The sequence below is a fragment of the Clostridium tanneri genome, assembly GCF_033659955.1.
Taxonomy (GTDB): Bacteria; Bacillota; Clostridia; order Clostridiales; family Clostridiaceae; genus Clostridium_AM; species Clostridium_AM tanneri.
The window spans coordinates 14,304-29,111 of sequence record NZ_JARUJP010000033.1 but is presented as its reverse complement, the minus strand read 5'-3'; the positions used below and the strand labels follow the sequence as shown (position 1 = coordinate 29,111).

10 protein-coding genes are annotated in these 14,808 nt (G+C 32.2%); 1 reads left to right on the top strand and 9 read right to left on the bottom strand.

Annotation, left to right across the window (positions count from 1 at the left end; genetic code table 11):
- Window positions 1-8: 8 nt before the first annotated feature.
- The 3 genes from P8V03_RS17530 to P8V03_RS17520 all read right to left on the bottom strand — a co-directional run bounded on the left by P8V03_RS17530 (window position 9) and on the right by P8V03_RS17520 (window position 5,548).
- Window positions 9-1,127 (bottom strand): restriction endonuclease subunit S, encoded by a 1,119-nt coding sequence (locus P8V03_RS17530; RefSeq protein ID WP_318799166.1) that lies wholly within the window; start codon window positions 1,125-1,127, stop codon window positions 9-11.
- Window positions 1,128-1,140: 13 nt separating this feature from the next.
- A complete protein-coding gene (locus P8V03_RS17525; RefSeq protein WP_261672062.1) occupies window positions 1,141-2,682 on the bottom strand; it encodes a type I restriction-modification system subunit M in 1,542 nt (513 codons plus the stop codon).
- 115 nt (window positions 2,683-2,797) lie between these two features.
- The gene (locus P8V03_RS17520; RefSeq protein ID WP_318799164.1) at window positions 2,798-5,548 is read right to left on the bottom strand and encodes a type I restriction endonuclease subunit R; all 2,751 of its coding nucleotides are present in this window, start codon (window positions 5,546-5,548) and stop codon (window positions 2,798-2,800) included.
- Window positions 5,549-5,751: 203 nt separating this feature from the next.
- Between P8V03_RS17520 and P8V03_RS17515 the strand changes: the two genes are divergently transcribed.
- Window positions 5,752-6,642, top strand: a complete 891-nt coding sequence (locus P8V03_RS17515; protein WP_318799163.1) for a GGDEF domain-containing protein — start codon at window positions 5,752-5,754, stop codon at window positions 6,640-6,642.
- A 61-nt stretch (window positions 6,643-6,703) separates the two neighbouring features.
- Here the strand turns inward: P8V03_RS17515 and P8V03_RS17510 are convergent, their stop codons facing one another.
- The 6 genes from P8V03_RS17510 to P8V03_RS17485 form a co-directional block, all read right to left on the bottom strand.
- Window positions 6,704-8,311: a putative polysaccharide biosynthesis protein gene (locus P8V03_RS17510; protein ID WP_318799162.1), complete on the bottom strand. Its 1,608-nt coding sequence runs from the start codon at window positions 8,309-8,311 to the stop codon at window positions 6,704-6,706.
- A gap of 128 nt (window positions 8,312-8,439) precedes the next feature.
- Window positions 8,440-9,399 (bottom strand): RluA family pseudouridine synthase, encoded by a 960-nt coding sequence (locus P8V03_RS17505; protein WP_261672058.1) that lies wholly within the window; start codon window positions 9,397-9,399, stop codon window positions 8,440-8,442.
- A 296-nt stretch (window positions 9,400-9,695) separates the two neighbouring features.
- Window positions 9,696-10,868: a M20 metallopeptidase family protein gene (locus P8V03_RS17500; protein WP_318799161.1), complete on the bottom strand. Its 1,173-nt coding sequence runs from the start codon at window positions 10,866-10,868 to the stop codon at window positions 9,696-9,698.
- A 66-nt stretch (window positions 10,869-10,934) separates the two neighbouring features.
- Entirely contained in the window at window positions 10,935-13,052 is a 2,118-nt protein-coding gene (locus P8V03_RS17495; protein WP_318799159.1) for a cell division protein FtsA, read from the bottom strand.
- Between the two features lie 94 nt (window positions 13,053-13,146).
- Window positions 13,147-13,446, bottom strand: a complete 300-nt coding sequence (locus tag P8V03_RS17490; protein ID WP_261672055.1) for a hypothetical protein — start codon at window positions 13,444-13,446, stop codon at window positions 13,147-13,149.
- Window positions 13,447-13,583: 137 nt separating this feature from the next.
- Window positions 13,584-14,804 (bottom strand): SGNH/GDSL hydrolase family protein, encoded by a 1,221-nt coding sequence (locus P8V03_RS17485; RefSeq protein ID WP_318799158.1) that lies wholly within the window; start codon window positions 14,802-14,804, stop codon window positions 13,584-13,586.
- Between the last annotated feature and the right edge of the window lie 4 nt (window positions 14,805-14,808).

Genomic DNA, 14,808 nt, shown 5'->3' with positions numbered 1-14,808 from the left:
TTTTATTATCAAACAAACATTTTTTGAAGTAATCCCTTCTTAAACTTTTTTAGTTGTTCTAGCTTTTCCTGCTCCTTATAAATCTTTTCTTCAATTTGAAAAAGGATATCAGCAATTTTTTGTTGTTCCTCTATAGCCGGAATACTGACTTTGAATCCTGTTAATGCACTCTTTTGAATGTTGGGCAATCCAGAACCTACCCGTAACGCCATAATACTCGGTTCGTAAAACTTTAAATATTGATATAAATACTCATTATAAATGCTTTTTGAGAGTCCTTCTAAAGTATAGCAATGCCCTCCACTCCAAAACTTTTTCACATTGAATTTTACATACCCACAGGATGCTCCACCTTCACTAATAGAAATAGTATTCTCCTTGGTATTCCAATTTTCTGTATATCCTGAAGGTTCAATACCACCGTTTAAGGCATAGTATTCACCATTACTTAATAAATCTAGTTTATTAAGCTGCTCTCCCTTATTTATGCTGCATATATCGCCTAAAATTTTTACCTCCCACTTTGGATAACTTTCTCCATCTTCATCCTTAAATCTTACCTTCTGCAAAAAAATCTTCTGCATAATGCCCTTTTTATACTCTTGTAGTGTTTCAACTTTCTTTTTTTGTTTCTCTATTTTTTTATCAACTAATAAAAAAAGGGATGCAATCCTTTCCTGTTCTTTAATATTAGGAGCTTTTACTGGTATTATTTTTACAGATTCAGCATTTAGCTTAGGCTGTGCTGTTCCTGTATTATATGGGATATAGTTTATCAGTTCCAAATAATATTTTAGAAAATCAATATTAAAGTTATCTTTAGGTTTAAAAATATGTGCATGATTATTTACCCAAAACTTACCGGATGTTTTATACACTAACGGAGCATTTCTCGTAACTATATTAGCTCCATCTTCACCTAATAACAAATATTCACCTTCAAAGATAAAATCATTTATATAGTCTATAATTCCAGTAGCTCCATAGTAAGCATACGGTCCACTAGTTCTTTCCTGTTCTTTAACTGGTTTTCTTTTACTATCATAAAATTCTACAACATTCCCTAAGGAATAAGTTTTCCATTCGCTGTTAAACTCAGGAAACCTTAATTTAGGCGTCTTACTCATCTTATGCACCTCCTTATATTCCTAATTGCCTTAAAAGCAACTCTAGTTGACTGTCAATGCCCTTAATTTCCTCATCAAGTTTTTCAACCTCAGCCTTAACCTTTTTCACATCAATAGGCTCTTCTTCTTCAGAGGTATCTACATATCTTGGAATATTTAAATTATAGTCATTTTGCTCAATTTCTTTTAAGGTTGCAACATAGGAATATTTATCAACCACTTTCCTTTCTGCATAAGTTAAAAGTATTTTTTCCACATCTTCATCCCTAAGCAAATTCTGGTTTTTACCCTTCTCAAAGTTGCTAGAGGCATCTATAAACAAAACATTTTCACTATTTTCACGACATTTTTTAAATACTAAAATTACTGTTGGTATTGATGTACCAAAAAATATGTTAGAAGGCAATCCAATTACAGTATCCAAATAATTTTTCTCTATTAAATACTTTCTAATAATTCCTTCAGATGCTCCTCTAAATAGCACACCATGAGGTAGCACTACAGCCATTGTTCCCTTATCATCTAACTGGTAAATCATGTGCTGAATAAATGCATAGTCTGCTTTGGATTTCGGCGCTAATTTTCCATAGGCACTAAATCTTTCATCATCCAAAAATTTATCATCAGCACTCCAATTTGCTGAGTAAGGAGGATTTGCTACGATAGCATCAAATCTCAGTTCTATATGTCTTGGGTGCTCTAAGGTATCATCATTTCTAATATCAAAATTTTGATAAGATACATCATGAAGCAGCATATTCATACGAGCTAAATTGTAGGTTGTGGAAGTTAGTTCCTGTCCATAGAATTTACGTACCTTTGCCTCCTTTGCAACTCTTAAAAGCAGAGAACCAGAACCGCAGGCTGGGTCATACACATTCTTTAAGTCTTTTTTCCCTACTGTAACCAGCTTTGCTAATATTTTAGACACCTGTTGTGGCGTATAGAATTCTCCTGCTTTCTTTCCCGCATTTGCAGCAAATTGAGATATAAGAAATTCATAGGCATCTCCAAGTACATCAATTTCCGTATCCTCATGACTAAAAGGTATCTCTGCTATGTTTCCCATAACCTTTGCAATAAGTTTTGAACGGCTTTTAACATCTCTTCCAAGCTTAGTAGAGGTTAAATCCATGTCATCAAATAAGTGATCAAAATCCTCTTGACTTTCTTGGCCTATAGTAGATTCTGTAATATCATTTACAGCACCTTGAAGCATTTCGATGTCAAAATTCCCCTCTTCAATAGCTTTCTTTAAAGAGGAAAATAAGTATTTCGGTTCAATGAAATATCCAATTTGGCTTAGTAACTCCTCTTGAAGGGCCTCTCTATATTCATCATTTTCCCAAGCTTCTATATAGGAAATATTGTCCTCAGCTAGAAGACTTTCCGCTCTTCCTTCTACTTTTTCTGAAAGATACCGATAGAATATAAGTCCTAATATATAATTTTTAAATTCATTAGCCTCCATATTACCTCTTAAATCATTTGCAATTGCCCATAATCTTGTATGCAAATTTGATTGCTGCTCCTGCTGCTTTTCACTTACTGTCATTATTGTTCCTCCTTTAGTTTATTAACTGTTGAATTTTTTTCTAGTTATTATGCCACTACTTCTTCAATATTCAAGAATCATGAATTAATTGATTTAATACTACAAGTAATCTTAACTATTCGTACTTCTCAACATGCTCCACAATAAAATCCTTTATTTTTTTTAGGATCTTTCTCTTTTTCAATAGAGGAGCTATAACCTTATCGCTTATTTCTTCATGGTTTAATAATCCACTATACTCATACTCTGCTATATGTTCTTTTATTAAATCCGAATCTAATCCCACTTCATGAGAAAACTGATTAATCTCCTCTTTTCTTTTTATATCTTCAAATTCACTATAAGCTTCATCTATAGAATCTTCTGCTGTAAGATTAGGCACTACTTTGTGTAAAAAGGATTTTAATAAATCCACCTTTAATCTTAATTCCTGGTTATCTGCTCTATCCAGTTCAGTGATAATATGACTAATATCTTTTTCCATTTTCTCTTTATCATCAATATTAATATTTCTTATGAGATTCATTATGTAGCTAACGTTAATCTTGTCTGTATGCATAAGTTCAATTCCGAAATCAATATCTGACAAAATAGAAACTTTATCATCTTCGCTACGTCTTACAGAATCATAAATTAAAAAATATTTGCTTTTAAAATCTTGATATTTTTGCTCACTAATACCTAGATTTTCTTCTGTAAACTTAAAGTTTGTAAAGGTCTGTAATTTCAGAAGAACTTTAGATAGTTCTCTGAAGGCTATTATAAAATTTTTCTTTTCTTCCTCTCCTTTAAGTGAGTCAACATCGCTTGGATCTGATACAATTTTGTATAATTTCTTTAACTCTTCATCAAATATATTTAAATAGTAATCATAACTTTCCATTAGTACTGTATCTGTATTTTCAGTTTGGGAAAATAGGCATATAGCATCATCAGTATTTTTCTTTAGATTTCTATAGCATACTATATTCCCATAGGGTTTTGTAGATTTTTCAACTCTATTTGTTCTTGAAAAAGCTTGAAGTAAATCATGATACTTTAAATTTTTATCTACATATAAAGTGTTTAGTGTCTTGCTATCAAAGCCAGTTAAAAACATATTGACTACTATCAATACATCAATCTGGGCTGTTTTCACCCTTTTAGATACATCTGCAAAGTAGCTTGAAAAAACATCTGTTGAATAGTTTGTGTCGAAAATACCATTGTAGTGCTGAATCATTCTTTCTAAACTGTCTCTGGAATGTTCATCCATGCCTTCACTTTCTTCATTTGCACTGAAGGTAAATATCCCCGCTATCCTTAAATCAGAATCTAGTTCGTTAAATTTATCATAGTATTTGATAAGAGCTTTAATACTTTCAACGGTAAGTATTGCTGTGTACTCTTTGTTTCTCGTCTTTAAGGAATGATTTTTAATAATGTGATTTACTATTAATGAAATACGTTCCTCACTCATGTACACTTCATTAGTATCAATAGTTTTAACCCTAGTATCATCTTCCTCATCAAATTGTCCATCAAAGGTTTTAACATACTCAATAGAGAATCCTAGAACATTTCCATCGCTTATAGCATCTTTAATAAGGTAGCTATGAAGACATTTTTCAAACAAATCTGCTGTAACTCTGCCATCCTGGCTCTTATTTTCCTCAAAACGAGGTGTTCCTGTAAAGCCGAAATATTGTGCATTTTTAAAGTGCTTGTTTATGGCTTTATGCATATCTCCAAATTGTGATCTATGACATTCATCTATTATAAAAATTACTTTTTCATTCTTATATTTTTCCATAATAGATTGATATTGTGCTGAATTTATTGCATTTGACATCTTCTGTATAGTGGTTACTATCAACGATTTGGTGATATCCCTTATTTGATTTATAAGGGTACTTGTCTTATCTGTTGTATCTACAGAATTCTCCTCAAATTTATTAAATTCAGCAATAGTTTGGCTGTCTAAGTCCTTACGATCTACAAGAAAAAATACTTTATTTATACTAGGTTCGTTAGCTAAAATTTGACTGGCCTTAAAAGAAGTTAGGGTTTTACCACTTCCAGTTGTATGCCATATATACCCGTTATTGTTAGTTTCAAAGGCTCTTTTTACAAGAGCTTCCACAGCAAATATTTGATATGGCCTCATCACCATTAGTATCTTTTCCGTATCATTTAGTACCATATATCTTGCAACAACTTTTGATATATGACATTTCTCTAAAAAGGTTAACGCAAAATCCTTTAGGTTGCTGATTCTTATATTATTTTCATCAGTCCAGAAAAAGGTATGACTATACAGAAGTTCTCTATCAGTATTGGCAAAATACTTTGTATCAACGCCATTACTTACAACAAAAACTTGAATATATCTATATAGTCCTTGATAAGAATGTTTTCTATAACGTTCTATTTGATTAAATGCCTCTTTTAAATCCAATCCCCTACGTTTTAATTCTATTTGAATAAGAGGTAATCCATTAATTAATAAAGTTACATCATAACGATTAGTATATTTACCAACTACTGTAGTTTGGGCAGCAACTTGAAATCTATTTTGACACCATGATTTTGTGTCAAAAAATTCAATATATACTTCTGAACCATCTTCACGTTCTAGTATAAATTTATCTCTTAATATCTTTGCACTTTGAAATACACTCTTACCTTCTAGCTGCCTAAGTACTCTTTCAAACTCCTTATCTGTAAAGGGTATTCCATTTAACCTTTTCTCATTATGCTTATATAACTGAATTCTAAAATTTTTAGTTAATTCTTCTTCATTAACTATACTAACTTTGTCATATCCTTGATTTACCAATTGATCTACTAATTGTTTTTCTAACTCAGCCTCACTTTGGTATGCCACCTTACCTCTCTCCTTATCTATAAGACTTATATTACAATTTTATTATAGCATTATTAGATTATCAATAAATACAATTGCAGACTTATATAATAGCTTATTTATGTACAAAATACGACAAATATTACTGTTTTTCTATTTATAAAATGAAGCAAATGCTGTAGAATATAAATAAATAGATAATAATTAAATAAAGGATTGATTCAATGGATTATAAAAATATTACTCTAGAATTACTTGTTGAAAATATGGGTATATTTAAAATGCTTTATGACATTGTGAGAATAATAGATCCTGTAAAGAAACAGGTTTTAGACTTATCTTCTGGAAAACTAAGCCCTCTATCTTCTTGCCACTGTCTGTGGAATAAAAATAAAGCCTGCAATAATTGTGTCTCTATAAGAGCTTATAATGAAAATAAGTCCTTTGATAAAGTAGATTATGATGGGAAAAAGTTATATATGCTTACAGCTATCCCTGTAGATATAAGGAATAGAAGAGTCGTAATTGAACTATTAAAGGATGTCACCTGTAGTGGCATAATAGAAAAAATAGACAATAAGAACGCAGACACAATCTATAATATAGTAAATAACTTAAACAATTTAATTGTTCAAGATCCACTAACAGAAGTGTTTAATAAAAGGTTCTTAAACGAAAGACTGCCTACGGAGATTAAACTAAGCTCTGAAAATAAAGAACCTTTATCAATAATAATGATTGATTTAGATTATTTTAAAAAAATAAATGATACTTATGGACATGTACTAGGTGATAGGATTCTCAAGGCTGCTGCTAGATCTTTTTCAAACTGTATAAGGAAAAATTCTGACTGGATTGCTCGTTATGGAGGTGAAGAGTTTATTGTATGTTTAAAAAATACAAATATAGATACTGCAGTTAAGGTTGCTGAAAGAATGCGAAAAACACTAGAAACCATAGAAATATGCTGGGAAAATAAAAAAATTCATATCACTGCCAGCTTCGGCATTAAGACCATATTGGGTCAAAATATTGATGTAGATAGCTTTTTGAATGAAGCAGATATAAAGCTCTATGAAGCTAAAAAAGGCGGAAGAAACAAAGTTGTATTTTAAGATAACAGCGATTATATAAATATAAAAGGTTGACGATAACTTTCGTTATCATCAACCTTTCTTATCTTATTCTCTTCATGACAAAACCAGGAATTAGTCTTACTAGCTTTCGAGGCATAGTTTCTAAATCTTCTTTTCTTATTCCTCCAGTAATCATCAATGCTACCAGGTAAGCAAGCATTCCTATAATGATAGAAACCGTCGTTAGTATCACGTTAACCACATACCCTTTAGTAACTAATCCAAGGAAACCACAAATCTCATAACGTACAATAAAGATTATGGCAGCCATGATAGCTGACGCAATAACCGGTTTAACAGAATGCCTTAGAAGTCCTAGTCTTACTCCTAGGGATTTTATTATTATTCTATGATTTAGAATTATTGGAATTGCAAAGCCTATCACACTTCCACCAACAGCTCCTAATATATTTACACTTGGAATTGCTATTAAAAAATAATTAGCAATAATCTTACAAACTATACCTAACACTGAATACAAGGTTGCAGTATAAAGCTTTCCTATGCTTTGAAGAATTGTAGTCTGAATCTGCATAACAGACATCAATATAAGTACAATAGATCCATATGCCATAATGTAGGATCCTCCTCCAAATTTAAGCATTTGGAATACTGGATCACTTAAAACAGCCAGTCCAACGGCACAAGGTACTGCAATTAGAAAGCAAAGCTTAAGCGAATAGTTAATATTACCTTTTACTCTATCTCTATCCCCAACAGCAACTGCTGCAGATATTGCCGGTAAAATAGCCATAGATAATGAAGATATAATAGCTATTGGCACATTCAATAACTGTTGATATTTAGTTAAAAACCCATATAGTATTGTAGCCTGAACTTCAGGTACTCCCCCTGCCATAAGTCTAACCTTTGTATTATACAAATCTACTATGTTACCAGCATAGGTCATTCCTACAGAAACAGTTATAGGAATTCCATATTTTATTATTCTTCTTACTAATGCTTTAGTAGTAAGTCTTCTGTTATCCTCATTTAGGTATCCTTTAGGGACTCTAAAGGTTTTGTTTCTTTCATAGTAGAATATTAAGAAAGTTGCAGAGGCAAGGGCTCCTAGTGAAGTACCTATCGGCGGTCCAGCATAGCTAGCTTCTACACCATATTTTAAGAGGTATAGAGCAAAAATCAGTCCAAAAACAGTATTTGTTACCTGCTCTATAACCTGCGAAACTGCTGTAGGAGTCATATTTCCTCTTCCTTGAAAATATCCTCTATAAGCAGAAGCAATTGATGTAAATAAAACTGCCGGTGCTAGTGTCAAAATTGGCAAATAGGCCTTATTATAATGGACAGCTCTTGCTAAAGGTTCTGCAAAAATAAGCAGCAAGCTAGCCATCAAAATCCCTATAGCTAGCAGAATAAATCTTGCTATTTTAAAGCCTTTTACAGCATCTTTATAATTTCTTACCGCAGTAAGTTCTGAAATAAGCTTAGATATGGCTACTGGTATACCAGAATTCGTTAAAACAAACACAAAAGCATATACTTGGTAAGAAGCGCCATATATTCCATACCCTTCATCGCCTATTATTAATCTCAAAAATGGTATGTAAAGTAAAGATAAAATCTTCACCATCATAGTTGCCGCAGATAATATAGCAAATCCTCTGGTGGTTGATTGTTCCTTCATAATAAAAACTCCCTATACACAACCTTAATAGTGCATGATATTATAACATATGACTTTCATACACTATTATATCACTAATATTAATTTTCTATATTTACTACCTTTAAAGCATCTGTTCTTGAGAAATTTTAAAACTTATCAAATAGATCCTTTTTGATCTTTTTGAGTACTGGTGGCAACGCTGCTGCAATAGTTTTATTTTCCATATAAGCTAGCTTTTCCGGACAATCCTTAAAAATTAGTTTATATGCATATAAGAACTGGTAGTTTAATCCATACTTATTTACAAAAAAGCTATTTGACTTTGCTGTTCCATATTTACTGTCTCCTACAATAGGATTGCCTAGATGACTTAAGTGAGCTCTTAATTGATGACTTCTTCCTGTTAATAATTCTAATTCTACTAATGAAAAGGTTCCAATACTCTTAATAGTTTTAACATCTGTAGATATTTTCTTAGTATTTTTTCTTGGTTCTTCAAAAACCTTAGAGATATTCTCTCCTTCATCTTTAGATATATAAGCCTCATATAGGCCATCTTTAATTCTTCCGCTTACTACAGCTTGATAATACTTTTCTATTTTTCTTTCTCTTATCATTTCATTTAATAACTTTAGAGCCTCAAAATTCTTTCCAAAAATTACAATACCAGAAGTATTTCTATCTAATCTATTACAAGGTGCTGGTATGAAAGTTATTTCACTTTCTGGTCTGTAATCACCCTTATCAAATAAATAAGAGAGCACATAATCAGTAAGAGTAGGAGCTCCATTCTTTCTATCAGAGTGTACTAAAACTCCTGGCCACTTTTCTACTAAAAGCATATTATCATCTTCGTAAATCACTTTTAAAAATTCATTTTCTATTCTGTTGAACTTTTCCTTCTTTTGTTCTGTAACTATTTCTCTAGTCTCCAGTATGTCACCTTCCTCTAAAGAGTACTTTTCTTTTGCTTTTTTTCCATTAATTTTTACATCGCCTTTTCTAATACTCTTATATATAGCACTTAAAGGTACGTCCTTAAGCCACTTTCTTAAAAATTTATCTAATCTCTGACCTGCTTCATTTGGTCCTATCTCTATTCTCATTAAATCCACTCCTATATTTATTAATGATAGTTCTTTTTTAATCAAAGGAATAAATCATCACTACAAAATTGTAGGGGATTGCTTACTTTTCTACATCAATCTTCATTTTTATATTCATATTGACAGTTTATACATTAACAACATCTAATTATATACTACTATTATTCCCAAAAGCAACACATTTACTGTATTTATATTTAGGATTTTCACAACAACTATTACTTGTAAATCATAAAAGCTAGAAAAGACGAGATAACTTAGAGTAACTAAATTACCTCGCCTTTTATTTATATAAGCTATTTAAGTAATCTAAAAGCAGTTTCACATTGTATTGCTACACCAATAGGTAAACAGTCTTCATCAATATCAAATAGACTTCCATGGGCAGGATGTATTATTCCTTTACTTTCGTTTCTAGCGCCTAGATAGTAAAAAGCAGCTGGCCTTTCCATAGAGAAATATGCAAAACTTTCAACGCCCATACTTGGGCTATCTAGTATTTTTATATTTTCTTTTCCTATAACCCTCTCTGCTGAACTTAAAAGCGTCTTTACTGTATCATCATTATTGTACAGACATGGGTAACTTTCTTCTATATCTATCTCGCACTGTCCTCTCATAGAGAGAACTATTCCTTCCACCACTTCCACAAGTCTTTTCTTAACATATTCTCTATGTTCTGTTCTCATGGTCCTTATAATTCCTGAAATAACCACTTCTTCAGGGATTATATTTTGAGCAGTACCTCCATGAAAAGAACCTATTGTTAAAACTGCTGGATCCGTTGGAGGAAGCTCCCTGCTTATTATATTTTGAAGAGCCATAACTACAGAGCTTCCTATAACTATTGGATCTATTCCAGTATGAGGACGTGCCCCATGCGCTCCCCTACCTTTTATTTTTATAGTAAAGGGATTAGATGCAGCGTTAACTACTCCCCACTTAATTCCAACCTTACCTACTTCTATGTTCTCATCTACATGTAGTCCTATGACGCTGTCTACATGAGGCCTTTCAAGAACTCCTTCCTTTATCATAACCTGCGCTCCGCCAGTAGTTTCTTCCGCTGGCTCAAATAGTAATTTTATGTTTCCATTTAATCTATCTTTAACCCTATTTAAAACCTTTCCTACTCCAAGAAGTATAGTAGTGTGAGCATCATGTCCGCAGGCATGCATTTTTCCTTTTACTGCAGAACTATACGCACATCCCTTTTTATCTTCCAGTGGAAGAGCGTCTATATCTCCTCTTATACCTATTGTCTTTTCACCATTACCTCTTATTATTGCACATACACCAGTTCCAGCAGTTTCTGAGAACTCTATTCCCTCTCTTCTTAGAAAATCTTTTATCTTTTCTGAGGTTCTATGCTCCTCATAACCAAGCTCTGGATTTTTATGAAAGTCTCTTCTTATTTCTACTAATTCATCCTTAATTTCTTTAGCCATCTTAAAAAAATCTAGTTCCATTGTCAACTCTCCAATCTTTTTAATTAACAATTATGAAATAACATTTATATTTAGTTATTAACTTTCTTATTCCCAACCTAGTTCTATCTGATCTCCGTTTTTAAGGCTATCGTAATATCCTACACTATTTCCATTTAAGCGTAGATAAAGGTTTCCTTTTGGTACCGTTAAATCAAATTCTATGTAGTTAAAAATATCTACAAATATATACTCCTTCTTACCCTTTAGAGTAATAGATTTATCGTTAACTATAATCTCAATTTCCTCAGAATTATTTTTATCTAACTCAAGATCTATATACTCTCTGCTGCTTACTTCACTGATAGTATCTTTGTCATTATCAATATTATAGCTTTCTGTACTGCTGCTGAAGTTATTGTCTTCTTTACCTTTTTCAACAATCTCTTCTTTTAAGCTTCCGTCAACTCTTTCAGATTCTTCATTCTTAATTCTATATATCCTATTTTCATCCTTTATAACATAGTTATCTGACAATTCCACTCCATCTAAAAAGTACTTATAATCTAATGAATTATCTGTATAATACTTTTTATAATCTCCCAAGGTTTCAGGAAATATTATTTGTACTTCGTCCCCTTCTCTAATATCATCCTCTATACCTGCTTTTTTCCCATTAATAATGCCAATAGGTTCTAAATTTTCTATTATGTCATTAATAAAAAAACTTACTGAGTAAAGTTTCTTAACATAGTCCTTTATCTTTGGCGATGCATCTTTTCCAGCTTTAGCATAGATAATGTTTATGGTATCTCCCTCTTTTACCTCTTCATCTATGCTTTTTGCAACTCCATTTATAAAAATTTCTGCATTGGAAGCAAGTGAGCCAAAGGCAACTCGTTTTATGCCATTTAAATTAAATCTCATATTTCTTCCGTTTTTACCTATAAGTATCTTAGGATCAACTCCAGCCTGCATCATAACGTCCATTACTGTATGCTTATGTGAATTAAATAAACTAATCACCGTTCCATTCACCGTTACATCAATAAAGTCATGACCTAGCCTTTTTATTGAAATCAATGCGATACCAAGAACTGTTACCCCAATACTTCCCATAGAATTATCCTGACAGACACAATCGACTACTGCATCTCTTCCTCTTATTCCGATTCTTTGGATAGGTATATTAAGCTTTTCCGCCAAAAATTCTTTAAGCATTGGGGTATGCGCTCCACCTCCAACAAGAAATATAGCATTTGGGGATTTATCTCCATTTAATCTTATAACAGTAGCGCCTATTTCCTCTGCTATTTTTCTCACAACAGGAGTAATTAGTTTAATTACTTCTTCAGAAGTTATCTCATTTTCTAAACCCAATACATCTACATAAGAGATTATCTCCTTGTTAGTACAATCCTTCTTTATATTCTCTGCAGTGTTGAAGTCTACTAAATAACTTTGTGCTATAGTCTCTGTTATCTCATCACCAGCAATTGGAACCATCCCATAGGCACTTATGCTGTCCTTGCTGCTTATAGCTATATCAGAAGTTCCTGCACCTATATCTACTAGTGCTATATTTAGAAGCCTTAAATTCTTGGGTATAGCTGCTTCCATAGCTGCTATAGGCTCTAAAGTTAAACTTGCCACTTGAAGCCCTACTTTATTCATAACTGCATAAAGGCTATCCACTACAGATCTTGGCAAAAATGTTGCTATAATTTCCGCTGATATGATTTCTCCCTTATGTGCAAGCAAATTATTTATTATATATCCGTTTAAAAAATAATTTCTGACACTGTACCCAACACAATAGAGCTTTCCTTCACTTTGGTCATTAATTTCTTCTTCAGCAGCTTTAACTGCTGTAAGTTCAAGACTTCTCACTGTATCATTATCTATTTCTCTATCATAGTCTAATTTAAGTTCAGCCTTTGAAATTACTGTTCTCAAAAATCTTCCAGCTGCAGCAATTGCAACCTTTTCCATCTTCATATTTAGACTTTCTTCCAGCTTTTTCTTTACATTGTTCACTGCCGCAGCAACTAGCCCTATATCATGAATTTGTCCATCTATCATAGACCTTTCTTCATGTTCTATAGAATATTCCGCCACTACATGAAATTTCTTATCCTTTACAATCCCCGCTGTGCCTATTACTGAACGGGTACCTATATCCAATGCAAATATAACGTCTTGGGTATTTATATTAATGTTGTCCATATTTCATACCTCTTTTTTGATAATTTAAAAGCTCATATTCTTAGAATATGAGCTTAATAAAATTATATAACATTATGAATAAACATTCAATAAACTACTCTGTTATCTTTAATGTACCTTCATTTTCATTTATATATGGTAATGTTTTTATTATTTCGTAAACATACTTTAATCCTGATCTTTCGCCCTTTAAAAGTTCACCTTTTTCAACCTCATTATAGCAAAGCATATTGCACCAGAAGTCCACAAAATCATCCTTAGTTACAAAATGAGTGTTATCGTTATCTTTAACTACAAAACCACTCTGAAATTTTTCCACTATATCAATATTCTTAATTTCATCCTTTGATAAAATTACATTTACATCATCCCACATTTTTTGAAATGCAACCATTGGTTTCCCTCCTGATTTTTATCTTTGTATTCAAATCTATATATAGTATATCATATATTATGTAGAAGTCAAAGACTTTGTTACATAGCCACTTAATAATGTATCACATTTTGTTTGTTTATAATAACAATCAGCTATTATTGTATATTATTATAAACAACTTCTCCAATATATTTATAACCTTTGTCACTAGGGTGACCAGTATTTGTTCCGCTGCCACCAGAGTAATCGTTAGCTCCCATTCCAAATAGGCCCTGTTTTTGTGCTTCAGTATAATCTTCAAAATATGCTTTATAAATATCTATAATGCCAGTGTTATAAGTATCTGCTATTTCATACATAGATGCTACATATGCAGCCCAATTTGTTGTCCATGTATCAGCAGGTTTTTGGTTTGGAATTAAACATACATTACTACCTCTTTCTTGCCAATAGGTTACTAAGTCTATCATGTTCGCTTTAAAATCTTCAACAGGAACGTCATTTGCTGCTTCATTAAGTCCAAAGGATAAAAGTACTAAATTTGGCTCTGCTAATGTGTCCCAACTTTTCTTTTGTGAAAGTGCATTAAAATAACTTGCTCCTTTGCTGGAAATTGCTATTTTATCTACTTGAATTCCTGTTGTACTTGATAAAGCAATTGCACCTTCTATATAAATACTTGCTGTTGCATTAGGAGTTATTATCAGCGTGTGCTTAGTGTTGCTTAAACCTGAATAAGAAACTCTATGAGAGAAACTAGTTGTTTCCCCTAAACAATTTATAGTTCCTACTTCTGCACCATCTATTGTTACTGTAGCTGTACCACCATCTGTTACCTTGGAGTATAGTAAATCTAAATCTGTCCCAGTGAAAACTAAAGTTGCTGGTGAAGCATTTTTAGCAGAAGTTGCAAAACAACCACCAAAGCCGCCAACATTAGAAACAATAGTATTTTTAGCGCCAGAAACACTCCAACCTTCTCCTAATGTCCATCTAGGATTAGTGCCAGAAGGTAATGCTCCTTCATATACACTAATAAAACCTTCTCCTGCATTCCCGTACTTATTTTGTAAAGAGGATTTCATTATTCCAACCCAAGACTTATTTACCTCATCACTGGAATATTCTCCTCTTGTGTTAGATTCACCTATACAATATATTTTTACTTTCTGCGTATTTGTATTTTTCAACGCATTTTTATATTTTGACAAAGCTTCATCGATATTATACCCATATTTTTTATAAGGTGATGGCTCTTCAATTGTTTCTGGCGGTGGTTCAACGTTTTTTGATAGGTTATTTTTTCTTAATGAACTTGCAAAAAATACCGCACAAGATACAGCTACAGCAGAAATAATTAATAGTTTTCCTCGCATATTC